This is a genomic window from Curtobacterium sp. MCBA15_016 (genome assembly GCF_001865105.1).
Lineage (GTDB): Bacteria > Actinomycetota > Actinomycetes > Actinomycetales > Microbacteriaceae > Curtobacterium.
Genome location: NZ_MJGR01000029.1, coordinates 38713 through 63018 on the forward strand (window position 1 = coordinate 38713; position 24306 = coordinate 63018).

General features: G+C 71.1%; 20 protein-coding genes and 2 tRNA genes. 15 read left to right on the forward strand and 7 right to left on the reverse strand.

The annotated features are described in order from the left end of the window. Positions 1-45: 45 nt before the first annotated feature. Complete coding sequence (locus BIV03_RS12605) at positions 46-1089, forward strand: LLM class flavin-dependent oxidoreductase (protein ID WP_071295953.1); 1044 nt, start codon at positions 46-48, stop codon at positions 1087-1089. A gap of 179 nt (positions 1090-1268) precedes the next feature. On the opposite strand, the gene BIV03_RS12610 is transcribed toward BIV03_RS12605, so the two are convergent. The 3 genes from BIV03_RS12610 to BIV03_RS12620 form a co-directional block, all read right to left on the reverse strand. Further along, positions 1269-1342: transfer RNA gene (locus tag BIV03_RS12610), tRNA-Pro, on the reverse strand. Between the two features lie 94 nt (positions 1343-1436). After that, positions 1437-2393: a metallophosphoesterase gene (locus tag BIV03_RS12615; RefSeq protein ID WP_070418410.1), complete on the reverse strand. Its 957-nt coding sequence runs from the start codon at positions 2391-2393 to the stop codon at positions 1437-1439. Further along, complete coding sequence (locus tag BIV03_RS12620; RefSeq protein WP_070418411.1) at positions 2390-4951, reverse strand: transglycosylase domain-containing protein; 2562 nt, start codon at positions 4949-4951, stop codon at positions 2390-2392. The genes BIV03_RS12615 and BIV03_RS12620 overlap by 4 nt, the downstream gene beginning before the upstream one ends. Before the next feature lie 50 nt (positions 4952-5001). On the opposite strand from BIV03_RS12620, the gene BIV03_RS19670 reads away from it, so the two are divergent. Beyond that, positions 5002-5160 (forward strand): hypothetical protein, encoded by a 159-nt coding sequence (locus BIV03_RS19670; protein ID WP_022907077.1) that lies wholly within the window; start codon positions 5002-5004, stop codon positions 5158-5160. Further along, on the forward strand, positions 5157-5618 hold the full coding sequence (locus tag BIV03_RS12625) for a RidA family protein (RefSeq protein ID WP_071295954.1): 462 nt from the start codon (positions 5157-5159) through the stop codon (positions 5616-5618). Before BIV03_RS19670 ends, BIV03_RS12625 begins: the two co-directional genes overlap by 4 nt. A gap of 78 nt (positions 5619-5696) precedes the next feature. Here the strand turns inward: BIV03_RS12625 and acs are convergent, their stop codons facing one another. Further along, entirely contained in the window at positions 5697-7685 is a 1989-nt protein-coding gene (gene acs / locus BIV03_RS12630; RefSeq protein ID WP_071295955.1) for an acetate--CoA ligase, read from the reverse strand. A gap of 604 nt (positions 7686-8289) precedes the next feature. On the opposite strand from acs, the gene BIV03_RS12635 reads away from it, so the two are divergent. The 9 genes from BIV03_RS12635 to BIV03_RS12675 all read left to right on the forward strand — a co-directional run bounded on the left by BIV03_RS12635 (position 8290) and on the right by BIV03_RS12675 (position 16727). Beyond that, complete coding sequence (locus tag BIV03_RS12635; RefSeq protein WP_083403414.1) at positions 8290-9288, forward strand: TadA family conjugal transfer-associated ATPase; 999 nt, start codon at positions 8290-8292, stop codon at positions 9286-9288. 8 nt (positions 9289-9296) lie between these two features. Next, positions 9297-10133 (forward strand): type II secretion system F family protein, encoded by an 837-nt coding sequence (locus BIV03_RS12640; RefSeq protein WP_071295956.1) that lies wholly within the window; start codon positions 9297-9299, stop codon positions 10131-10133. Positions 10134-10236: 103 nt separating this feature from the next. Further along, entirely contained in the window at positions 10237-10443 is a 207-nt protein-coding gene (locus BIV03_RS12645) for a DUF4244 domain-containing protein (protein WP_071295957.1), read from the forward strand. Positions 10444-10492: 49 nt separating this feature from the next. Beyond that, entirely contained in the window at positions 10493-10798 is a 306-nt protein-coding gene (locus BIV03_RS12650) for a hypothetical protein (RefSeq protein ID WP_071295958.1), read from the forward strand. Positions 10799-11238: 440 nt separating this feature from the next. Continuing rightward, positions 11239-14031 carry a type I DNA topoisomerase gene (gene topA, locus BIV03_RS12655; protein ID WP_070419502.1) on the forward strand — a complete coding sequence of 931 codons (2793 nt, stop codon included), beginning with the start codon at positions 11239-11241 and terminating at the stop codon, positions 14029-14031. Continuing rightward, a complete protein-coding gene (tmk, locus tag BIV03_RS12660; protein WP_071295959.1) occupies positions 14028-14663 on the forward strand; it encodes a dTMP kinase in 636 nt (211 codons plus the stop codon). The genes topA and tmk overlap by 4 nt, the downstream gene beginning before the upstream one ends. Positions 14664-14688: 25 nt before the next feature. Beyond that, positions 14689-15831, forward strand: a complete 1143-nt coding sequence (locus tag BIV03_RS12665) for a DNA polymerase III subunit delta' (protein ID WP_070418418.1) — start codon at positions 14689-14691, stop codon at positions 15829-15831. A 134-nt stretch (positions 15832-15965) separates the two neighbouring features. After that, positions 15966-16610 (forward strand): TetR/AcrR family transcriptional regulator, encoded by a 645-nt coding sequence (locus tag BIV03_RS12670; protein WP_071295960.1) that lies wholly within the window; start codon positions 15966-15968, stop codon positions 16608-16610. A gap of 44 nt (positions 16611-16654) precedes the next feature. After that, positions 16655-16727, forward strand: a tRNA-Thr gene (locus BIV03_RS12675). Positions 16728-16893: 166 nt separating this feature from the next. Here the strand turns inward: BIV03_RS12675 and BIV03_RS12680 are convergent. Then, the gene (locus tag BIV03_RS12680) at positions 16894-18573 is read right to left on the reverse strand and encodes an HAD family acid phosphatase (RefSeq protein ID WP_071295961.1); all 1680 of its coding nucleotides are present in this window, start codon (positions 18571-18573) and stop codon (positions 16894-16896) included. Positions 18574-18741: 168 nt separating this feature from the next. On the opposite strand from BIV03_RS12680, the gene BIV03_RS12685 reads away from it, so the two are divergent. The 3 genes from BIV03_RS12685 (at position 18742) to BIV03_RS12695 (ending at position 21959) form a co-directional block, all read left to right on the forward strand. Next, positions 18742-19722 (forward strand): Gfo/Idh/MocA family protein, encoded by a 981-nt coding sequence (locus BIV03_RS12685; protein ID WP_070418420.1) that lies wholly within the window; start codon positions 18742-18744, stop codon positions 19720-19722. Between the two features lie 99 nt (positions 19723-19821). Beyond that, positions 19822-21315: a D-alanyl-D-alanine carboxypeptidase/D-alanyl-D-alanine-endopeptidase gene (dacB, locus tag BIV03_RS12690; RefSeq protein WP_083403415.1), complete on the forward strand. Its 1494-nt coding sequence runs from the start codon at positions 19822-19824 to the stop codon at positions 21313-21315. Positions 21316-21338: 23 nt separating this feature from the next. Next, positions 21339-21959, forward strand: a complete 621-nt coding sequence (locus tag BIV03_RS12695; protein ID WP_071295962.1) for an isochorismatase family protein — start codon at positions 21339-21341, stop codon at positions 21957-21959. A gap of 39 nt (positions 21960-21998) precedes the next feature. Here the strand turns inward: BIV03_RS12695 and BIV03_RS12700 are convergent, their stop codons facing one another. Continuing rightward, positions 21999-23819: an ABC transporter ATP-binding protein gene (locus BIV03_RS12700; RefSeq protein ID WP_070418422.1), complete on the reverse strand. Its 1821-nt coding sequence runs from the start codon at positions 23817-23819 to the stop codon at positions 21999-22001. A 7-nt stretch (positions 23820-23826) separates the two neighbouring features. Continuing rightward, the gene (locus tag BIV03_RS12705) at positions 23827-24027 is read right to left on the reverse strand and encodes a hypothetical protein (RefSeq protein WP_202818766.1); all 201 of its coding nucleotides are present in this window, start codon (positions 24025-24027) and stop codon (positions 23827-23829) included. Positions 24028-24306: the final 279 nt, after the last annotated feature.

The following is a 24306-nucleotide window of genomic DNA, read 5'->3' on the forward strand; positions in this document are numbered from 1 at the left end:
CACGCGGTGCGGAATGCACGTCGGCCGGGTGGCGTTGGCGATTGCATGAGCGACGCATCCGTGCACCTGTCCGTCCTCGACCTGGCGACTCGCGAGTACGGTCAGTCCAACACCGAAGCCCTGCAGGGCTCCATCGACATGGCGGTGCACGCCGAGAAGCTCGGCTACGAGCGCTTCTGGGTCGCCGAGCACCACGGCATGCCGGGGATCACGTCCTCTGCGCCGGCGGTGCTGCTCAGCGCCGTGGGTGCCGCGACGTCCGCCATCCGGATCGGTTCCGGCGGCGTCATGCTGCCGAACCACGCACCGCTCGTCATCGCCGAGCAGTTCGGCACGCTCCGCGCGCTCTACGGCGACCGGGTCGACCTCGGCCTCGGGCGTGCCCCGGGCACCGACGGCGCGACCGCGATGGCGCTGCGCCGGACCGACCGGCTCGACGTCGACGACTTCCCCGACCGGCTGGCCGACCTGATCGGCTTCTTCACCGGGATGGACCCCTCGAACCCCCTCGCCAGGATCCAAGCGGTACCGGGCTACGGCGACGTGCCGGAGTTCTGGCTGCTCGGGTCCTCCGGGTACAGCGCGCAGGTCGCCGGTGCCCTCGGCGTCTCGTTCGCCTTCGCGCACCACTTCGCGTCGGACAACACCGAGGCCGCGCTCGCGCTCTACCGTGACTCCTTCCGGCCGTCGCGCTTCCGGCAGACCCCGAACGCGCTGATCGGCGTGCAGGTCGTCACCGACGAGGACCCCGCCGTGATCGACGAGCAGAGTGCTCCGGGCATGATCTCGTTCATCCGGATGCGGCAGGGCGCGAAGCCCGAGCCGGTGTCCATGGAGGAGGCCCGCGCGTACGAGTTCAGCGACCTCGAGCGGCGGTTCATCCAGGCACGGACCGAGCGTCAGGCGTACGGCACCGCGGACGAGGTCGCGGCGAAGATCAACGCGCTCGTGGCCTCGACCGGGGCGAACGGCGTGATCGTCGCTCCTGGCGCAGCCCAGGCGCGGTACCGGCACCAGGCGCTCGACGTGGTGGCGGGGCTGCACGCGGAGGGCCGGCTCGTGGCTGCGGGGGAGGGCGCGTCGGTCTGACGCGCCCGCGGGTACGCGCGCGCGCGGCCACTTCGTGAGCAGGAATGGTCGGGTCGCCGCACGCCACCCGACCATTTCTGCTCACGAACGCGCGAGCGCCCCCGGCCGACACACCACGCAAAGCAGAAGGCCCTGGTTCCGGAGAACCAGGGCCTTCTTCGTACTGTCTCAACACAGTGTCGGGGTGACAGGATTTGAACCTGCGACCTCCTCGTCCCGAACGAGGCGCGCTACCAAGCTGCGCCACACCCCGCGGTGTGGTCACTCCGTACCGGAGCAACCCCAGAAGTCTATCCGATGATCGGGGGTGGTCGTGACCATCCGGCGAACTCCCGGGCGCGTCGTGTTCAGTCCGTGCGGGCCGTCAGGGTGACCACGACGGCCTCGGGTCGGCAGGCGAAGCGGACCGGCGCGTAGATCGACGTGCCGAGGCCCGCAGAGACCTCGAGCCACGACCAGTGCCCACGGTGCTGCCACTTGTGCAGCCCGCTGACGTACCGACGCGGCAGGTCGCAGTTCGTGACGAGCGCGCCGACACCGGGGACCTGGACCTGTCCGCCGTGGGTGTGCCCGGCGAAGATGACGTCGGCGCCCTGGGTGACGAAGGCGTCGAGCACCCGGCGGTACGGCGCGTGGGTGATGCCGAGGGCGACGGGGGAGGGGCCGTCCTCGTCCTCCGACCAGGGCACGTCGCCGCGCATCTCGTCGACGTTGGTCGGCAGCAGGTCGAGTCGGTCCCAGTCGCGGTGGGCGTCGGACGTCCCGAACAGCTCGAACCGCGACCCGCGGAGTTCGATGGCGTGTGCCTGGTCGTTCACGTCGAGCCAGCCGAGGGACTCGAAGAACGCCGTCTGCCGGTCGATGTCGAGCTCGACCGGGCGGGTGCCGTGCTTGTGGGTGCTCGGACCGCCGAAGTACTTGAGCGGGTTGCGCGGCGTCGGCCCGTAGAAGTCGTTCGACCCGTACGCGAACGCCCCGGGGACGCCGCGGAACGGCTCGAGCGCGTACTCCACCGCAGCGTTGGCCGTGGGGTGCCCGAGGTTGTCGCCGGTGTTGACGATGAAGTCGGGCTCGACGAGGCTCAGGTCACGCAGCCACTGCTGCTTGTCGGCCTGCCACGGCGCCATGTGGATGTCGGACAGGTGCAGCACGGTGACGTCGCGCGACCCCGGCGGGAGCACCGGGATGGTCTCCCACCGGATGCCGAACCGACGTCGCTCGACGAGCGTGCCCCAGGCCGCCGACGCGGCACCGACGGCCGCGCCCGCTGCGATGACCCCCAGCGCAGCGCGACCGCGACTCACTTGCAGTCCTTGGGCGCCTTGCCGTTCTTGTCGCCGTAGAGGGTCAGCGTCACCGCGGAGTCCTTGCTCGCCGCAGCGTGCACGCCCGGGTCGACCGAGGCCACACGGCACGTCTTGCCGGCGCCGCCCTTGACGTACGAGTCGGAGATGCTCACGTTCGAGAACCCGAGCTCGTTGAGCTTCGATCGCGCTGTGTCCAGCGTTGCTCCGGCGATCGCGGGCATGACGATCTGCGAGCCGTCGGAGGTGTAGACGGTGACGCTCGAACCGCTCGAGAGCAGCGAGTTGGCCGACGGCGAGGTCGAGGAGACGGTGCCGGCCTTCGCGGAGCCCGGCTGCGCGCCGCCGTCCACGTAGGTGAACCCGGCGCCGGCGATCGCGGCCTTCGCCTCGGCAGCGGTCTTGCCGGTCACGTCCGGGACGGCCTTCGCGTTGCCGCGCAGGGCCGAGGACGACGGGTCCGTGAAGGCACCGGCCGGGTACAGCGCGTTCATCGGGGTCTGCGCCTGCCGCCAGACGTCCGCACGGGCGCTCGCGTAGGTGCCGCTGACACCGTTGCCGTAGTGACGGAGGTTGTTCTTGCCACCGTCGGTGTTGCCCTGCCAGTAGGCCGTGGCGACGCGGGTGCTCGACCCGACGAGCCAGATCTGGTCGGCGTCGTCGGTGGTGCCCGTCTTGCCGAACAGCTGGGTGCCGTCGTAGGTCTGGGCGCCGACCGCGGTACCGCCGGAGATCGTGCCCTTCATCGCGTAGACCGCGGTCTGCGCAACCGAGGGGTCGAGGACCTGCTTGCAGGCCTTCGGTTGGCCGCCGAGGCTCTTGCCCTCGGCGTTGGTGACGTTGTCGATCGCGATGGGCTCGCAGAAGGTGCCGTTGTTGGCGACACCGGCGTACGCGGCGGCCATCGTCAGCGGCGCGATGTTGTTCGTGCCGAGGATGGACGACGGGTACGAGTTGAGCTCGGTCTTGTCGTCACCGGAGTGCACGCCGAGGTCCTGCGCAGTCTGCTTGATGTCGCAGAGGTCGAGCTTGGCGGCCATCGAGGCGAACGCTGCGTTCACCGACAGCGCGGTCGCACGGGCGACGGTGTAGTTGCCGTTCTCACCCGCGGAGTCGTTCTTCGGCGCCCAGTTCGTGTAGCTCGGTTCGCCACAGTGCTGCCAGACGGCGGTGTTGTGCGGCGTCCCGTTCACGGTCTCGTTGAGGCCGTGGCCGGCCTTGAGCCACTGCAGCAGCGTGAAGAGCTTGTAGGTCGACCCGACCTGGAAGCCGATGCCGCCGCCGTACTTCTTGTCGACGCTGTAGTTGATCGACGTCGACGTCGGCGGGGACTGCAGCGACTGGTCGTAGTCCTTGTTCTGCGCCATCGTCAGGATGCGACCCGTGCCGACCTCGACCGAGTCGAGCGCTGCGCCGAGCTTGAAGTTCGTCTCGGCCTTGTTGTCGTAGGTGTTGAGCACCTGCTTCTGCTGCGCGTTGGCGTCGATGTCGAGCGTCGTCTGGATCTTGTAGCCGCCGTTGCGCCAGGCGGCGTCGCGCTCCTTCTGCGTGGCGCCGAGCTGCGACATCTCCTTGACGACCTGCACGGCGTAGTCGCAGAAGAACTGCGAGCCGTCGCCGACCGAGGCCTTGCAGCCCTGGGACGGCTGCGTCAGGTGGACGTAGTCCTTCGGGTTCGACTTGACGGCTTCGTCGTACTCGGCCTTCGTCAGGTGCTTCTGCGCGTACATCGACTTGAGGATGACGTTGCGGCGAGCGACGTTGGCGTCGTAGTACTTCGGGTTCGACAGGTTGCGCGTGTTCGGCGACTGCACGATCGCGAGGATCGAGGCGGCCTCGGCCGGGGTCAGGTCGGTCGCGCTCTTGTTGTAGTAGTGCTGCGCGGCGGCCTGCACGCCGTAGGTCTGGTCGCCGAAGTACGCGATGTTGAGGTACCCGGTGAGGATCTCCTTGTGGGTGTACTTCTTCGCGAGCCCGATCGCGAGCTTCATCTCCTCGAGCTTGCGGGGGATGGTCTGCTCGACCGCGTCGTTGTAGGCCTTGAGACGCTCTTCCGGAGTGGTGAGCTCGAGCGCCTGGTTCATCTTGATGTTGCGGACGAGCTGCATGGTCAGCGTCGACCCACCGCCCGACTCGCCGAGGCCGCCCGCGAGGGAGCCCACGCCCGCACGGACGAGCGAGGTCATGTCGACGCCGCCGTGGTCGTAGAAGCGCTTGTCCTCGCCGTCGATCGCCGCGTTCTTCAGCTGGTCGCTGATCTGGTCGAACTTCAGCTCCTGACGGTTCTGGTCGTAGACCGTCGCGAAGTGCACGCTCTTGCCGCCCTGGTACGCGTACAGCTCGTTGCGCTGCGGGAGGTCACCGATCTCGATGTACTCCGGCAGGGACTCGAACACGCCGATCGTCGACGTCGTCGTGACACCGGCGACCGCGATGGCCGGGGTGACACCGATCGTGACGAGCAGACCGGCGAGCACGCTGAAACCGACGAAACCGACGAAGGCGCCGACTGCAGAGACGGGCTTGGTCCGCGAGGCAGACGTCTTCTGGGCAGACATAGGATGCAGCCTAAACGACACCGCCGACTGAAAGGCTGGCAAGGATCTCCATGACTCGCTGGGAATACCTCACGACCCCGTTGATCATCCACAACACCACCGCCATCCTCAACAACTTCGGTGACGAGGGGTGGGAACTCGTCCAGGTCGTCACCGGCCCCGAGGGCGGCCTCGTCGCCTACCTGAAGCGCCCGAAGGCCGACGCATGACCGTCGCCGACCGGCTCGCCGAGCTCGGACTGACCCTGCCGGCGGTCGCGGCCCCCGTCGCGGCCTACGTGCCCGCCGTCGTCACCGGACGGTACGTCTACACGGCCGGTCAGCTGCCGTTCGTGGACGGTGCGCTGCCGGTCACCGGCAAGGTGGGCGGCACGGTCGACGCCGAGACCGCCACGGCCCAGGCGCGGGTGGCAGCACTCAACGCCCTCGCCGCCGTCGAGTCGGTCGCCGGTTCGCTCGACCGGGTCGCGCGCGTCGTCAAGGTCACGGTGTTCGTCGCGTCCGACGCGTCCTTCACCGGGCAGCCCGGCGTCGCGAACGGCGCGTCGACGCTCGTCGGCGACGTGTTCGGTGACGCCGGCGTCCACGCGCGGAGCGCGGTGGGCGTCGCCGTGCTCCCGCTGGACGCGCCGGTCGAGGTCGAGCTGGTGGTGGAACTCACCGACTGACGGACCGGCAGCAGCGCACGTCACGCGAGCCGCGCCTCCAGTCCGATCGGACAGGAGGCGCGGCTCGCGTCGTTCCGGCTACATGAGTTCCGAGATGGTCGCCATGATCGTCGGGTCGGCCAGCGTGGTCGTGTCGCCGATGCGACGGCCCTCGGCCGCGTCGCGGAGCAGGCGACGCATGATCTTGCCGGAGCGTGTCTTCGGCAGCTCGGGCACGATCACCACCTGCCGGGGCTTCGCGATGGCGCCGATGCGCTTGCCCACCCAGTTCCGGAGCTCCGCGGCCGCGGACTCGCGGTCGACGTCGGCCGCCGCCTCCGACGTGAGGATGACGTAGGCCACGACCGCCTGCCCGGTGGTCTCGTCGGCGGCACCGACGACCGCGGCCTCGGCCACGCCCTCGTGCCCGACGAGGGCCGACTCGATCTCGGCCGTCGACAGGCGGTGTCCCGACACGTTCATGACGTCGTCGACCCGACCCTGGATCCAGATGTCGCCCTGGCCGTCGAGCCGGGCGCCGTCGCCCGCGAAGTACCGACCGGGGAACCGTGACCAGTAGGTCTCGACGAAGCGGTGCGGGTCACCCCAGATGCCGCGCGCCATCGACGGCCACGGTTCGGTGATGGTGAGGTAGCCGCTCTCGCCGGGGTCGGCGCGGTGGCCGTCGTCGTCGACGATCTCGGCGACGATGCCCGGCAGCGGTGTCTGGGCGGCACCGGGCTTGAGCTTCGTGACGCCGGGCAGCGCGGAGATCATGATCGCGCCGGTCTCGGTCTGCCACCACGTGTCGACGATGGGCGTGCGGTCGTGGCCGATGACCTGGCGGTACCAGTTCCACGCCTCGGGGTTGATCGGTTCGCCGACGCTGCCGAGCAGTCGGAGGGTCTCGAGGCTGCGGGCCTCCGGGACCGCGCGGCCGGCCTTCATCGCGGCGCGGACCGCGGTCGGCGCGGTGTAGAGGACCGTGACGCCGTACGCGTCGACGATGTCCCACCAGCGGCCGGGCTTCGGCTCGTCCGGGGTGCCCTCGTAGAGCACCTGCGTGACGCCGTTCGCGAGGGGGCCGTAGACGACGTAGGAGTGCCCGGTGATCCAGCCGATGTCGGCGGTGCACCAGTAGACGTCCTTCTCCGGGTGCATGTCGAACACGTTCTTGTGCGTGTACGCCGCCTGGGTCAGGTACCCGCCGGAGGTGTGCACGATGCCCTTCGGCTTCCCGGTCGTGCCCGAGGTGTAGAGGATGAAGAGGGGCGTCTCGGCGGGGAAGGCCTGCGCCTCGTGGGTGGGGTCCGCCTTCGCCAGTTCCTCGTGCCACCAGAGGTCGCGCTCGTTCCAGGCGATGTCGTTGCCGCCGCGCTTGACGACGAGGACGTGCTCGACGCTGTCGGTGCGCTCGCCCTCGAGCGCCTCGTCGACCGCGGGCTTGAGCGCGGACACCGCGCCACGGCGCCAGCCGCCGTCGGCCGTGACGACGAGCTTCGCGCCGGCGTCCTCGATGCGGGCGCGGAGGCTCTCCGCGCTGAAGCCACCGAACACGACCGAGTGCACGGCGCCGATGCGGGCGACGGCGAGCATCGTGACGACGGCCTCGGGGATGAGGGGGAGGTAGACGACGACGCGGTCGCCCTGCCCGACGCCGAGGTCGGTGAGCATGTTCGCGGCGCGCTGCACGTCGGCGGTCAGCTCGGCGTAGGTGATGCGTCGGGTGTCCCCGGGAGCACCCTCGAAGTGGATCGCCACCCGGTCGCCGTTGCCCGCGCGGACGTGCCGGTCGAGGCAGTTCTCGGCGACGTTGAGCGTGCCGTCGGCGAACCACTTCGCGAACGGGGCTCCGGACCAGTCGAGGGTCTGGGTGAACGGCGTCCGCCAGTCGAGGAGCGCGCGGGACTGGTCCGCCCAGAACGCCTCGCGGTCGGCGGAGGCGGCCTCGTGCAGGTCCTCGTGTGCGACGGCGTCGGCGACGAACTCCGGCGACGGGGGGAACGTGGCGTCTCGGCCTGCGTCCGGGGTGTCCGGGCTGCCGGGGGCTCCGTCGTTGCGGGGGTCGGTCTGGGTCGGAGCGGACATCGATGTCCTTTCGCGTCGTTGCGGCAGGGGTGCAGTCGGAGACTACCCCTCGGCATGGGCGCGGGTCGGCGGGGGCGCGTGCGGCCGTGGCGGTCCTGTTCGCTCTGGGCGTGCACCGCGGCACGCCCAGAAGTCCATCCGGGGGTTGCTTCCGGAGGCCGATCATGGGGTACAGTAGTTCCCGCTGGACTCGTTTCCGGCGGCAACGGTTCGGATTCCCCCCAATCCACCGATGTCAAGGCGGCACCTGTTCCCCCCAACCGGTGCCGCCTCTTCTCGTTTCCGGGCCGGTTCGTGCCACGGATGACCGCGCTCGTGGTCGGTGACACGCGTCGATCCGCGCGGGCATGCCGAAGCGTGGACAGACCTGTCCATGCTCCTGCATGGAACGGTGCGTCGGGTTGTTCGACACGTGTTGCACAAACGAACTCGGCACTGCTCGGCGGGCCGTAGCGTGCGGGTGTTCCGACGCTGGGACACCGAGTGGGGTACGGCATTGCGTGCCGGGGTACAAAACGGTCCGTTGCTCGCCGAGCGGGCAGCTCTCCACAGAAGGTGCAGTGGACCGCCGAACGGCGACGGCCGTTCCCTACTCTCTGGTCGCATGCACCGACACCGTGCCGACGCCCCGTTCCTGCCCGGCGCCACGCGACCGATCCGGAGTCGGGACGTCGTCGCCGCTGAGTTCGAGGAGCTCGCCGCGCTCGTCGGCGACGCGGGCGTCACCGACGTCCTCGTGGTCGGTGGCCGCGGGACGTGGGTCGACCGGGGGTGCGGGCTCGAACGAGCCGGACCCGAGCTGCCCGAACGGCGGGTGCGGGAACTCGCGACCGAACTCGTGGCACGGGGCGGGCGGCACGTCGACGAGACCACGCCCTGCGTCGACGTCCGGCACGGCGACGGCATCCGCGTGCACGTCGTGCTCGCACCCGTGTCCGTCGGCGGGACCGCGGTCTCGATCCGACTGCCCGCACCGACCCGGCCGACCCTGCAGTCGCTCGAGGCGCTCGGAGCGTTCGCGCGCGTCCCTCGATCGGTCCTCGAGCGAGCGGTCGACGAGCGCCGCAACGTGCTCGTCACCGGCGCGACCGGGAGCGGCAAGACCACCATGCTCGCCGCGATGCTGGCGGCCGTCCCGCCCGACGAGCGGATCGTCACCGTCGAGGACGTCGCCGAACTCCGGATCGACCACCCGCACGTCGTCACGCTCGAGGCCCGGCAGGCGAACGCCGAGGGCGCCGGTGCGCTCGGCCTCGACCGGCTCGTCCGCGAAGCGCTCCGCATGCGACCCGACCGCATCGTCGTCGGGGAGTGCCGGGGCGCCGAGGTCCGAGAGCTCCTCTCCGCCCTGAACACCGGGCACGACGGGGGAGCGGGGACGGTGCACGCCAACGGGATCGCCGACGTGGCAGCGCGGCTCGAGGCACTCGGTGCGCTCGCCGGGCTCGGGCCGGAGGCGCTCGCCCGGCAGGCGGTCAGTGCGCTCGACCTGGTGGTGCACGTCGAGCGGCACGCGGGACGGCGGCGGCTGGGCGCGGTGGGTGCGTTCCGTGTCGGTCCGGACGGGAGGCTCGTGGTCCGTCCGGTGGACCGGTCGCGGTGAGACGGTCGGTGCGCCCACGGCACGCGGCCCTCGACCCAGCGGCGGCGGCCCGGACGCTGGACCGGGTCGCGACGCTCGTCGCCGCCGGCGTTCCGCCCACCCGGGCGTGGGCACTGGTGGGCGGCTTCCCGCGGGACGCCGGCCCCGCGTGGCAGGACGTCGCCGCCGTGCTCCGCGTCGCCGAACACACCGGGGCGCCGTCGGCGGGCACCGTCCGCACGCTCGCCGGAGCGCTCCGGCGGTCGGCGGCATCGGACCGCGCTGTCCTCGTGGCACTCGCCGGTCCACGCGCGAGCGCCCGGGTGGTGCTCGCGTTGCCGCTGCTCGGCCTCGCGCTCGGGTCGACCTGGGGATCGGGTGCCGTCCAGGTGCTCGTGGCGTCGCCGATCGGCTGGACCTGCGTCGTCCTCGCCACCGCGCTGGTCGTGCTGGGGCGGGCGTGGACCGCGCGCCTCGTCCGTGCGGCGACGCCCGACGGGCACCTGCCGGGCGTGCTGCTCGACGCGTGGGCGGTCGCGGTGTCGGGTGGTGGGTCGTGGGCGGACGGGGGAGCGGCCGTGCGGACCGCCTTCGCCGACCGACCGTGCCGTGCCGCGGACGGCGAACACCTCCGGGAGGTCCTCGCACTCGCGCAGCGTGCCGGGGTCCCGGCGGCGTCGCTGCTCCGTGCGGCTGCCGAGGACGTCCGCGACGACGTCGCTGCCGCGGGCCTCGCCGCCGCGGAACGACTCGCGGTCCGGCTCGTCCTGCCGCTCGGGGTGTGCGTCCTCCCGGCGTTCGTCCTCGTCGGGGTCGTCCCGGTGGTGGTCGGCGTCCTCTCCTCCACCGTCGTCGACGTCGGCTGATCCTCCACAGATCCGGTGACCGTTCCCGTGCCGAGGGCCGCCCGCGGCGAGGCTGGTCGCATCGCATCGCATCGCACCGCACCGCACCAGGAAGGACAGTCACATGACCGACTCACCCAGCACGCACCGCCAGCCCCTCGGCGCACGACTCCGGCGACGACTCGACGACGACCGGGGATCGGCGACGGCCGAGTACGCGGTGGTGATCCTCGCCGCCGTCGCGTTCGCCGGGGTGCTCGTCGCCGTGATGCGCTCCGGAGAAGTGCAGAGCATCCTCACGGAACTCGTCCGCGGTGCCCTGTCCCTCTGACCCGCGCACGGCTGACCCGCGCCCGCCGGCGGACGGGGAGCGCGGCACCGTGAGCGTCGAGTTCGCGGTCGTGCTCCCCGTCGTGGCACTCGTCCTGACCTCGCTCGTCGCCGCGGTGCTCGTCGTCGACGGCCTCGGTCGCCTCCAGCTCGCGGCGGCCACGGCGGCACGAGCGTTCGGTCGCGGGGACGACGACGCCGGGCGCGCAGCCCTCGAGCACCTCGCACCCGGGGCCGGCATGACGGTGTACCGCGACGGTGGTGTCGTCTGCGTCCGGGCAGCACGAGGGGCCGCGGGGCCGTTCGAGGCCGTCCCGCTCCGTGCCACCGGCTGCGCTGCGGAGGACGGACGGTGAACGAGCGCGGGTCCGCCACCGTCCTCCTCTCGGCGGTCGTCGGCGTCGTCCTCGTCGTCCTGACGGCGGCGCTCGCCGGAGCCGGACTGCGCGTGGCCACGATCCGCGCCCAGGCCGCTGCCGACGCCTCGGCGCTCGCCGCCGCGGCGGCCCTCGTCGGGCTCGTCCCGGGCGAACCCTGCTCCGCCGCGACGCGCGTGGCAGCGAGGAACCAGGCAGCCCTCGACACCTGCGGGACGGCTGCCTCCGCCGCGCGGGTCCGGGTCGTGGTCGGCGGCGGACCGTTCGCCGTGGGCGCAGTCGCAGTCGCCGGTCCGGCGGACGACCAGCCCGAACACTATGTGTATGGTGTGCCTGTCGGCCCCCGGTCATCGGTGCCCCGGTCGACCCGGACGCGCTCGTCGTCCAGGGCCGACGCGCACCATCGATCAAGGAGACACGTGCCAGGCACGAAGAAGCTCGTCATCGTCGAGAGCCCCGCGAAGGCCAAGACGATCGCGCAATACCTCGGTGACGGATACGAGGTCCAGGCGTCCGTCGGACACATCCGGGACCTCGTCGAGCCCAAGAACCTGCCGGCGGAGCTCAAGAAGGGCTCGCTCGGCAAGTTCTCGGTGGACGTCGACAACGGCTTCGAGCCCTACTACGTCGTCTCGGACGCGAAGAAGAAGACCGTCTCCGAGCTGAAGCGTGCGCTCAAGGAAGCCGACGAGCTCTACCTCGCAACTGATGAGGACCGCGAAGGCGAGGCCATCGCGTGGCACCTGCTGCAGGTCCTCAAGCCCAAGGTGCCGGTCAAGCGCATGGTCTTCCACGAGATCACGAAGGAGGCGATCCAGCGCGCGCAGGAAGCCACCCGTGAGCTCGACACCGCGCTCGTCGACGCGCAGGAGACCCGCCGCATCCTCGACCGTCTCTACGGGTACGAGGTCTCGCCCGTGCTCTGGCGCAAGATCGGTCCGGGGCTCTCGGCCGGTCGCGTGCAGTCCGCTGCCACGCGTCTCGTCGTCGACCGTGAGCGCGAACGCCTCGCGTTCGTGTCCGCCAACTACTGGGACCTCAGTGCGCGCTTCGAGAAGGAGGGCGACGCCGCCTTCACCGCTCGACTCGCGCGGGTCCAGGGGACCCGGGTCGCCTCCGGTCGTGACTTCGACGACCGCGGTGCCCTGAAGGGCGAGGCCGTCCGCCTCGACGAAGCCGCCGCGGCCGCGCTCACCACCGTGCTCGAGCGTGCCGGTGACGCCACCGTCCGCAGCGTCGAGTCGAAGCCCTACACGCGCCGCCCGGCAGCACCGTTCACGACGTCGACCATGCAGCAGGAAGCGGCGCGCAAGCTCCGCCTCTCGCCGCGACAGACCGCCCGTGCGGCGCAGACGCTGTACGAGAACGGCTACATCACCTACATCCGTACGGACTCGGTCAACCTGTCGAAGCAGGCGCTCGACGCCGCTCGCAAGCAGGCCGCGGACCTCTACGGCGCCGCGACCGTGCCGGACAAGCCGCGCGTCTACGCGAGCAAGAGCAAGAACGCGCAGGAAGCGCACGAGGCGATCCGGCCCGCCGGCGACACCTTCCGCACCCCGTCGCAGCTCGAGGGGACGCTGACCGGTGTCGAGTGGCGCCTCTACGACCTCATCTGGAAGCGCACCATCGCGTCGCAGATGGCGGACGCCAAGGGCTCCACAGCATCGATCGTGCTCGGCATCTCCTCCGGGGAGTCCGTCGAGGGCATCCCGGCCACGGCGAACGGCACCGACGCCGAGTTCACGGCGTCCGGCACGGTCATCACCTTCCGCGGGTTCCTCAACGCCTACGAAGAGGGCAAGGACGAGGACCGCCACGAGTCCTCGGACCGCTCGGGCAACGACGTGGCGCTGCCGGACGTCAAGGAAGGCGAGCACCTCGCCGTCGACGACGTCGTCGCGAAGGGCCACGACACCACCCCGCCGCCGCGCTACACCGAGGCGAGCCTCATCAAGACGCTCGAAGACCTCGACATCGGTCGCCCGTCGACCTTCCCGACGATCAGCCCGACGATCATCGACCGCGGCTACGTGTCGCTGCGCGGGACCCAGCTCGTGCCGAACTGGATCGCGTTCAGCGTGGTCCGGCTGCTGGAGGAGTACTTCGGTGACCTCGTGCAGTACCAGTTCACGGCCGACATGGAAGCCGACCTCGACCGGATCGCGAACGGCGACGCCGACCGGGTCGACTGGCTCAAGGAGTTCTACTTCGGTGGTGGTGACCAGCGCGGGCTCCGCACGGTCATCGACAACCTCGGCGAGATCGATGCGCGCGAGATCAACTCCGTCGAACTGGCGCCGGGGCTGACCCTCCGCATCGGTCGCTACGGCCCCTACATCGAGGTGCCGAGCGACGACCCCGAGAAGCCCCGTCGCGTCAACGTGCCCGAGGACCTCGCTCCCGACGAGCTCACCGCCGAGAAGGCCCGCGAGCTCGTGGACGCCCCGGTGCTCGGGGACCGCGTCGTCGGCATCAACCCCGAGACCGGAAAAGAGGTCCTCGCGAAGGACGGCCGGTTCGGTCCGTACGTGACCGAGCGCACCCCGGAGCCGGAACCCGCGGTCGACGCCGCGACGGGCGAGGTGCTCGACGCGCAGGCCACGCCGGCCGCCGCCGAGGCGGAGCCCGCAGCGAAGACCACCGCGAAGGGTGCCGCGAAGAAGGCTCCGGCGAAGAAGACCACGAAGAAGCCCGCGGCGACCAAGGAGCGCACGGCGTCCCTCTTCAAGTCGATGGACCCGCAGACGGTCGACCTCGAGACGGCGCTGAAGCTGCTCGACCTGCCGCGGGTCGTCGGCAAGGACCCCGAGTCCGGCGACGACATCACCGCGCAGAACGGCCGCTACGGTCCGTACCTCAAGAAGGGCACGGACACCCGAACCCTGCCGGGCGAGGACGCGATCTTCGACATCGACCTCCCCGGTGCGCTCGAGCTCTTCGCCCAGCCCAAGTACGGCGGCCGCAGCTCGGCGAGCGCAGCGCTCAAGGAGTTCGACGCCGACCCGGTGTCCGGCAAGCCGATCAAGATGAAGGACGGCCGGTTCGGTCCGTACGTCACGGACGGCGAGACCAACGCGACGATCCCGCGCGGCGAGGACGTCGAGGCCGTCGACCACGCCCGCGCCGTGCAGCTCATCGCGGACAAGCGTGCCAAGGGACCGGTGAAGAAGAAGGCACCGGCGCGGAAGCCGGCGGCCAAGAAGAAGTGACCGGCCGGTTCATCACGCTCGAGGGCGGCGACGGTGCGGGCAAGACGACGCAGGCGGAGCTGCTGACCGCCTGGCTCGAGGAGCACGGCCGGACCGTGGTGCGCACCCGTGAGCCGGGCGGCACCGACCTCGGCACGCGGATCCGCGAGATCGTCCTGCACGAGCGCGGCCACGTCGCGCCTCGGGCCGAGGCCCTGCTCTACGCGGCCGATCGCGCGCACCACGTCGAGACCCTCGTCCGCCCCGCCATCGCCCGCGGCGACGTGGTGCTGCAGGACCGGTACATCGACTCCTCGGTGGCGTACCAGGGGGTCGCGCGCGGCCTCGGCGCCGAGCACATCCGTTCGGTGTCGGACTGGGCGTCGGACGGGCTCACGCCGGACCGCACGATCCTGCTCGACCTCGACGTCACCGTCGGGCGTGCGCGGGTGGCCGCGGCGCGCGGAGACACCTTCGACCGACTCGAGTCCGAGGCCGAGACGTTCCACGAGACGGTCCGCCAGGCGTTCCTCGACATGGCCGCCGCCGAGCCCGAGCGCTTCCTCGTCGTGGACGCGTCCGCCCCGGCCACGGACGTCCAGCGCGCGATCCGTTCCGCGGTCGGTCCACTGGTCGGGATCGTCGAGGGATGACGGTGGCGGCTGGCAGGATGATCCCGTGAGCGTGTGGGACGGCCTGACAGGGCAAGAGGAAGCGGTCGCGTCGCTCCGCAACGCGGCCGAGTCGCCCGACGGCACCGGTGGCATGACGCACTCGTGGCTGATCACCGGGCCTCCCGGCTCCGGCCGGTCGAACGTCGCGTCCGCCTTCGCCGCCGCACTCGTCGGCAACGGTCCGGACGACGACCACACGCTCCAGCAGATCACCGCGAAGACCCACCCCGACGTCTCGGTCCTGACCACGCAGCGGGTCATCATCACCATCGACGAGATCCGGCAGCTCGTCACGTCGTCGCACTACTCGCCCTCCGTCGGCCGGTACCGCGTGGTGATCATCGAGGACGCGGACCGCATGACGGAACGCACGTCGAACCTGCTCCTCAAGGCGCTCGAGGAACCGCCGGAGCGCACCGTGTGGATCCTCTGCGCCCCGAGCGAGGCCGACCTGCTGCCGACGATCCGGTCGCGCGTGCGGTCGGTCCGCCTCCGCGTGCCGGGCATCGAGTCCGTCGCAGACCTGCTCGTCGCCCGGACCGGTGTGGACCGCGTCCTCGCGATGGACGCCGCACGCCAGGCGCAGAGCCACATCGGCATGGCACAGCGTCTGGCGACCAGCGAGGACGCCCGCGATCGTCGACGCCGCACGCTCAGCACGGTGCTCGGCGTCCGGACCGTCGGAGACGCCGTGATGGCCGCCGCCGACCTGCTCGCCGTCGCCGACGAGGACGCCAAGGCGATCACGCAGCAGCGCGACGCCGAGGAACGTGACGCCGCGATGCGCTCGCTCGGCATCGAGCCCGGTGGCACGATCCCACCGGCACTCCGTTCGCAGCTGCGCCTGCTCGAGGAAGACCAGAAGCGTCGGGCGACGCGGAGCCTCCGGGACGGATTGGACCGGATCCTCGTGGACGTCTCGTCGCTGTACCGTGACCTGTTGCTGCTCGGGCTCGGGGCGCCGGCGGAACCGGTGAACCTCGCGATGCGGGAACAGCTCGACCACGCGCTGCAGTCGGTGCCCCCGGCCGCTGCGCTCGAGGTGCTCGACGCCATCGCGCTCGCTCGGCAGCGCATCGCCGCGAACGTGGCGGCCCTCCTCGCGCTCGAGGCGCTGCTCGTCACCATCGCCCGCGCGCGCCGCTGACCCGCGCCCTGGGCGGGACCACCTGCCCGAGGTGAGACGCAGGACGCGCTCGCACCGCGCCTCCAGGCCGTCCCGGACCGCACCCTGTGACGTTCCCCATCCGCCCGCGCCCCCGCGCATGGGACAATCACCGCATGTCCGACGCAGAACCCGGCCTGCGCGAGCGGAAGCGCCGCGCCACCCGACTCGCGATCCAGCAGGCCGCGCTCCGCATCGCGATCGAGGAGGGGCTCGCGGCGGTGACGGTCGACGAGATCTCGCGGCGTGCGGACGTGTCGCCGCGGACGTTCTTCAACTACTTCCCGAACAAGGAAGGCGCGATCCTCGGCGACGATCCCACGCTCCCGGACGACGACACCCTCGCGGACTTCGTGGCCGGTGGGCCGACGGGGGACCTGCTCGCCGACCTCGGGGCGTTGCTCGTGCACTCGACGCGCGAACTCATCGAGGAGCGTGGGCTGATCGAAGAGCGGCAGCAGGTGCTCCGCGCCGCGCCGGAGCTCTTCAGTCGGCGGATGGAGTCGATGAAGGAGTTCCAGGCGGCGATCGAGGGGGCCATCGTGGCGCGCTTCGCGGCGGCTGCGGACGGAGCTCCGGACGCCTCCGGCGAGACCCCGGAGCGGCGTCGTCGGGCGCGGCTGGCGTCCCTCGTGGCGTTGGCTGCGCTGCGGCACGCGTGGTGGGAGTGGTCGGACGCGGGGTCGGACACCCACCTCGTCGACGAGCTCGAACGGTCCTTCGCCGACCTCGACGCGCTCGTTTCGCGTTCGCTCGTCTGAACCTGTATAGTCGTGTCCCGTGCCGCTCCGGCAACGGAGCGTCCGCCGCCTTAGCTCAGTCGGCAGAGCGATTCACTCGTAATGAATAGGTCGTCGGTTCGATTCCGACAGGCGGCTCCGAGAAGCCCCGGTCAGACAGTGTCTGACCGGGGCTTTCTGCTTCCCGACCCGGGAGCCGGGCCCGAGCCGCGCCGGGCGCCGGGCCCGAGCCGGGCCGGGCGCCGGGCGCCGGGCGCCGGGCCTGAGCCGGGCCGGGCGCCTGCGCGCCCGGCCCGACCCGGCCTCAGGGCAGGTAGTACGTCGGGTTCGGCAGCTTCACACTCCGGTCCGCCGACCCACCGAGCAGGTCGCTGTACTGGTCGCCGAAGTTCGCCACCACGTCGTAGCGCCCACCCGAGCGCGACTCGATGTGCGCACGGGTCTGCGACTTGTACTCGACGGTGGTGCACTTCGCCGTGGCGCAGGTGATGTACGACGGCTGCTGCGAGGCACCGACGCCGGTCCACTTCGTGTAGTACGTCTGCGTGCCGCGCTGCGTCGCCGCGAACTGCGGGTACCCGACCTTCTGCAGGTTCTCGATCGTGGCGGTCTTCTGGTCGTCGTTGCGCCCGGTGAGCCCGATGATCGTGCAGCCGGAGCGTTGGGCGATCGACACGAGCGAGGTCATCGACGGGGTGGCGGGGAAGCGCTCGTCCTGCACCCACTCGTCCTGGCGGGCGGGATCGAACACGAAGTGCATGTCGGCGACCTCCATGTCGTAGGTCCACAGGGTGGTGTCGTCGGCGTCGAGCACGATGGCGGGGTTGCGGTGGAGCTTCCGGCCGACGGCGCACTGAGCGGCGACGACGGGAGCCTGCTTCCGGACGATGGACCGCATCTCGCGGATGTACGGGGAGTCGGTGCGGTTGGCGAGGCCGGTGCCGGGGTCGCCGTAGTACGTCGCGATGGTCGACTTCACCGAGTCGATGTTCGGGATGCCCTCGCCGCTCTGGGTGGCGCCGGAGGAGCCGTCGGCGGCCATGGTGAAGTGCGTGCGGGGCGTCAGGCGCGGCTCGGACACGCCGGGCAGGTCGGCCGAGGGCAGGTAGTAGGTCGGGTTCGGCAGCTTCACCGAGCGGTCGGCGTACCCGCCCTGCAGGTCGCTCCACTGGTCACCGACGTTGAGCGCGATGTCGTAGCCGAGGTCCTGCTCGATGTGCTTCCGCGTGAGCGCCTTGTACTCGACGGTCGTGCACTTCGCCGTGGCACAGGTGATGTACGACGGCTGCTGGGACGCACCGACTCCGGTCCACTTCGTGAAGAAGCGGTCCTGGGTGAACGCGGTGTAGCCGACCTTCGACAGGTTCTGGACGGTGGCGGCCTTCTGGTCGTCGTTCCGACCGGTGAGGCCGAAGACCGTGAACCCGAGCGACTGCGCCCGGTTCACGAAGCCGACCATCGACGGCGTCGCGGGGAAGCGCTCGTCCTGCACCCACTCGTCCTGGCGGGCCGGGTCGAACACGAAGTGCATGTCCGCGACCTCCATGTCGTAGGTCCACAGCGTCGTGTCGTCGGCGTCGAGGACGATCGCGGGCTTCTCGCCGCGACGGACCGCGGCGTCGTGGATGCGCTGCAGCTGGGCGCTCTGCCGGTCGACGATGGACCGCATCTCGCGGATGTAGGGGGAGTCGGTGCGGTTCGCGAGTCCGGTGCCGGGGTCGCCGTAGTACGTCGCGATGGTCTTCTTGACCGAGTCGATGTTCGGGATGCCCTCGCCGCCCTGGCTCGCGCCGGAGGAGCCGTCGGCCGCCATCGTGAACTGCGTCCGGGGCTGCAGTCCCGCGTCGGCCGAGTGTCCTGGCGGTGCCCAGCCGTGTCCGGGCGATCCCCAGCCGTGAGCGGTCGCCGGGGTGACACCGACGAGGGTCGAGGTGATGACGATGGCCGCGCTCGTGGCGACGACGGACAGGACGGATCGGCGCATGGAGGACCTGATCGCTTTCTGCTGGGGGAGCGGCCGTCGGACGCGACCGCGGGACCCCCGTTCAGGGGGTGCAGCAGCACGCTAGCTGGCAATCACCGGTGCAGTCCATACCAAAGTGCTGCGGGCGGACCGCGGTGTGCCGACCGTGGCCCCTGGTAGACAGGTCCCATGACGGTTCGCTGGGGAGTCATCGGTACGGGCGGCATCGCACGGTCCTTCGTGGGCGACTGCACGGCCGCGGGGGTCGAGTTCGTCGCGGTCGGCAGCCGGACGCTCGCGAGCGCCGAGACGTTCGCGGCCGAGTTCGGGATCCCGCGGGCGCACGGCTCCTACGAGGACCTCGTCGCCGACGACGGCGTCGACGCCGTGTACGTCGCGACACCGCACTCGCGGCACGCGGCGGACGCACTGCTCGCCATCGAGGCCGGCAAGCACGTCCTAGTCGAGAAGGCCTTCACGATCACGGCGGACGAGGCCCGCCTGGTGGTCGACGCCGCCCGGCGGGCCGACGTCGCCGTCATGGAGGCGATGTGGACGCGCTTCCTCCCGCAGATGTCGATGATCCGCGAGCTCGTGGCCGAGGGCCGCATCGGGCGGGTCCGGCTCGTCGAGGCGACGCACCACCAGGCGCTGCCGTCCGACCCGGCACACCGGTTGAACGACCCGGCGCTCGGCGGTGGCGCCATGCTCGACCTCGGCATCTACCCGATCTCCTTCGCGGTCGACGTCCTCGGCGTCCCCACGTCGGTCGTCGCCGCGGGCACCCTGAGCGAGCAGGGCGTCGACACCCAGATGGGCCTGGTGCTGACGCACGAGGGCGGGACGCAGTCGATGCTCCACTTCGGGCTCGACCTCCGCAGTCCGAACACCGCCTCGGTCATCGGCGAGGACGGCCGCATCGACCTGGACTCGACGTGGTTCACGCCGACGACCTGGCGGCTCCGCGACCGCGACGGGAACGTCGTCGAGGAGTTCGACGGGCGCGAGGAACTCACCGGCTACGCGCACGAGGTCCGCGCGTTCGAGTCGATGGTCGAGTCCGGCACCCACGAGGGCGGCCCGATGGACCCCGAGGAGACGGTCGCGATCATGGCCCTCATGGACGAGGCTCGCCGACAGGTCGGCGTCCGGTACCCGGCTGACGGCTGACGCGACCGGCCGACGGCTGACGTCCGGCAGGGCGCGGAACGTCCGGATCCGGAAAGTGGGCCTGGAGGCTCCTCCCGCAGTTCCGTAGGATCGTTCGCGATGTCCGACCAGCAGCCTTCACCGCGCGGCGTCGCGGACCGCCTCCGCGACGCGCGCACCGCCGTCCGCGCCTCGTTCGCCCGCCGCCCGGTGCCGTGGATCGCGGGTGGCCTCGCGACCGTGCTCGTGCTCGGGTCCGGCGGTGCCGTGGCCGTGGCGGCGGCGACGATGCCGACCCCGACGACCACGGCGGCCGCGACGGCGTCCGCCACCGCGTCGAGCAGCCCCGCACCGACGACGGCCGCCCCCACCCCGACACCGACGCCGAGCGGCCGCACGGTGCCGGACGACGCCGCGGGCCCCTCCGCCCTCCGGACCTGCACGATCACGAACGCCGCCTCGGCGAGCGGCCTCGGCGCGTTCGAGGGGTACGTCATGAACGCGAAGACCGGCGAGGTGCTGTTCTCACGCAACGGTGACGAGGCCGCACAGACCGGCAGCGTGATGAAGACCCTGACGACGGCGACCGCGCTGGCCGTCCTCGGCGGCGACCACCGCATCCCCACCACCGTGACGAAGGAGTCCGGCGGTGCGATCGCCCTCGTCGGCCACGGTGACGCCACGCTCTCGGCCGGCGGAGCGACGGTGTACCCGGGCGCCCCGACGCTCGCGCAGCTCGCCCAGCAGGTGAAGGCGAAGCTCGGCAACACCCCGGTGACGACGATCGTCACGGACGACACGTACTGGAACGACGCCGACGCCTGGGACCCCACCTGGCCGGTGAGCGAGCGGACGATCGGCTACCAGCCGAACGTCACGGCGCTCATGGTCGACGGTGACCGCGCGAACCCGGGTGCCCAGACCTCGCCGCGCTCCACCGACCCGGTCGGTCGCGCCGGGGACCTGTTCCGCACGGCCCTCGCGAACGCCGGGGTCGCCGGTGCGGGGAACGCGCAGATCGTGCAACGTGCCACGACCAGCACGGACACGATCGCCACCGTCTCCTCGCAGCCGGTGTCGACGCTCATCGGGCAGATGATCCCGAACTCGGACAACACCCTCGCCGAGATGCTCGCGCGGATCTCGTCGAAGGAGTCCGGCTCGGACGGCTCCGCAGCCTCGCTGACCGCCGTGTACCAGGCGGCCCTGAAGTCGTACGGCGTCGACCCTGCAGGCATCGTCATCAAGGACGGCTCGGGGGAGAGCGCCGCGAACGCCGTGTCGCCGAACTTCGTCGCCCACCTCATGGTGCAGGTCGCCGCCGGTGCGAAGGGCCTCGGGACGCTCGCGAACGCCCTGCCGGTGTCCGGGCAGTCCGGCACGCTGGCCAGTCGGTTCACCGGGGCGAACGCGGTCGCCCGGGGCAAGGTGCACGCGAAGACCGGGTGGATCGACAGCGCGAACACCCTCGGCGGCTACATCGACGCGGCCGACGGCACCCGGCTGACGTTCGCCTTCTACGCGATCGGGTCCTCGCGGGCCGCGGCGCTGCCCGCACTCGACGCGGTGACGGCGGCGACGTACTCGTGCGGGAGCAGGCTCACCGGCTCCTGAGGCCGCGGGTGTTGGATGGACCCATGTCCCGGGCACTCCTCGTCGTCGACGTCCAGAACGACTTCACCGAGGGCGGTGCCCTCGGTGTGACCGGCGGGGACGACCTCGCGCGACGCATCACCGCGTTCCTCGGTCGGCACGCCGACGAGTACGACCTCATCGTCGGCTCCCGCGACTGGCACCACGGCGACGACGACAACGGCGGCCACTTCGCCGGTCCCGAGGGACCGGACTACGAGTCGACCTGGCCGGTGCACTGCGTCGCCGGGACCCCGGGGGCCGAGTACCACCCGCGGCTCGACACCGCTCCGATCGACGTGCACGTCTTCAAGGGGCAGGGCACGCCGGACTACTCGGCCTTCCAGGCGCGCACCGAGGACGGCGTCCCGCTGCCCGAGGTCCTGGCCGAGCACCGCGTCGTCACGATCGACGTGGTCGGCATCGCCACCGACCACTGCGTGCGGGCATCGGCGCTCGACGCCCGGGCTGCGGGATACGACGTCGCCGTCTACGACGACCTCGTGGTCGGGGTGGACGAAGCCCGCAGCGCGCGAGCACTCGACGAGATCCGCGCCGCAGGTGGGCACGTCGACCACAGCGACATGGACGAGGGACTGGGCAACCCCGACGGCGCGCTCCTCTGACCCCAGCGCGCGGAAGTCGGACGGTGGCCCTCCGCGGCTTCAGACGAGGAGCTGGTGCTTCGCCAGGTCGCGGTAGAGCGGCGTCGACTCGACGAGCTCCGAGTGGGTCCCGACGCCGACGACCCGGCCGTGCTCGAGCACGACGATCACGTCCGAGTCCACCACCGTGGACAGCCGGTGCGCGATCACGAGCAGCGTTCGGTCCTCGGCCACGGCATCGATCGCGAGGCGCATCTTCTGCTCGTTGACGCCGTCGAGCGACGAGGTGGACTCGTCGAGCAGCAGGATCGGCGGAGCGGCGAGGAGTGCCCGGGCGATCGCGAGCCGCTGCCGTTCACCGCCGGAGAGCATGACGCCGTCCTCGCCGACCTGGGCGTCGAGGCCGCGGGGGTCGCGGTGCAGGACCTCGCCGAGGTTGACGGCCTCGAGCACGCGGACGCAGTCGTCCTCGGTGGCGTCCGGTGAACCGAGCAGCAGGTTCGCCCGGATCGTGCCGGCGAGCACCGGAGCGTCCTGTTCGACGTACCCGATCTGCGCGCGCAGCTCGGCGCGGTCGAGGCCACGGACGTCGACGCCGCCGAGCCGGATGACCCCGTCGGTCGGGTCGTAGAACCGTTCGATGAGGGCGAGTGTGGTCGACTTGCCCGCGCCGGACGGACCCACGAGTGCGACCCGCGATCCGCGGGGGACCCGGAAGGACACGTCGTGCAGCACCACGTCGTCGGAGGCGGTGTCGTCGTCGACGGCCGGCTCGGCGCCGTCCGCACCGGAGGCCTGGGCCGGACGCGCGTACCGGAACGACACGTGTTCGAAGGCGATCGCGTCGTCGCTCTCCACCGCGGCGGCGACGCGGACGGCCTGGTCGTCCTGCGCCTCGGTCGGGAGGTGCAGGATCTCCTCGATCCGGCCGAGCGCACCGAGCGCCTGGGCGACGGCGACGGCGGCGCCCATGGCCTGGCCGAGCGGCATGATCATCATGAAGAGCAGCAGGATGAACGTGATGAGCGTCGCGATCGTGATGGTGCCGGCTGCGACCTGTGCACCACCGACCCCGAGGACGGCGATGAACGCGACCTGCATGACGATGCTCGCGACCGGGACGACGAACGCCGACATCCGCGCGATGTCGAGGCCACGACGGTAGGCCTCGGTCGCGTGGCCGTCGACCTCGTGCACCTCGCGCTCGGTGGCACCGGCGGCACGGATCGTGCGGACGGCACCGATGCCGCGTTCGACCGCCGCGGTGAGGTCGCCGACCTTCTCCTGCGCACGCTTCGACGCGACGCGGATGCGGCGGCTGAGCCCGCCGACGACGACGATCGCGACGAGCACGATGACGACGACGATGCCGAGGAGCAGCGGGTCGATGACCGCCATCGCGATGATGGCACCGATGAACGTCAGGGCACCGCCGATCGACTCGATGAGGCCCTGCGTCAGCACGGCGCGCAGCAGTGTCGTGTCGCTGCCGACGCGGGAGACGAGGTCGCCGGTGCGGCGCGTGTCGAACTCGGAGATCGGCAGGTTGAGGATGCGAGCGATGAGCTTCCGCCGGGTGGACAGGACGACGCCTTCACCCGCGCGCTGCAGCAGGAAGTGCTGCACACCGTTGAGGACGCCCGCGACGATGACGAGTCCGACGAGCAGCCAGACGAGGGTGCTCAGCGTGTTGCCGTGCTGGACGGCGGTGATGACCTGGTTGACGAGCAGCGGCTGCGCGAGGGACGCACCGGCACCGAGGACGCTCAGCACGATGATGACGACCATCGCGGGCTTGTTCTCGAACAGGTAGCTCAGCAGTCGGCCGAACGTGGCGCGGGGACCGTCGGTCTTCTTGGGTCTGGCGAAGGGGGAGCTCATCGTGTTCCTAGTTTCTGCCGTACTTCTTGTGCACTGCCTGGCGGCTGACGCCGAGCAGCGTCGCGATCTCCTGCCACGAGGCGCCGGCGTTCCGGGCACGTCGGGCGGCGAGTTCCTCGGTCCGGTCGAGCTCACGACGGAGTTCGCGCACGCTGGCGAGGGCGGAGAACGGGTCGTCTCCGGCTGCGCCGGCGGCGAGGCTCGTGATGGTCGGTCGGTCCACGCGTGTCAACCTACATTGACGTACTGATGGATGTCAACCCGGGTTGACGCGCGGGGGTGGGCGGCGTGGTGCGGGGACGCCTGTGAGCGTGCATGCGCGTGCACGTTCCGACGAAGCACGCGTCGATCGACTGGTGGAGTGTCGGAACATGCGGACGCACACGGTACGCGTGCATGTTCCGACGAAGCGCGCGTCGATCGACTGGTGGGGTGTCGGATCATGCGTACGTCCCCGGTACGTCCCCGCACGACGGACGGGAGGCGC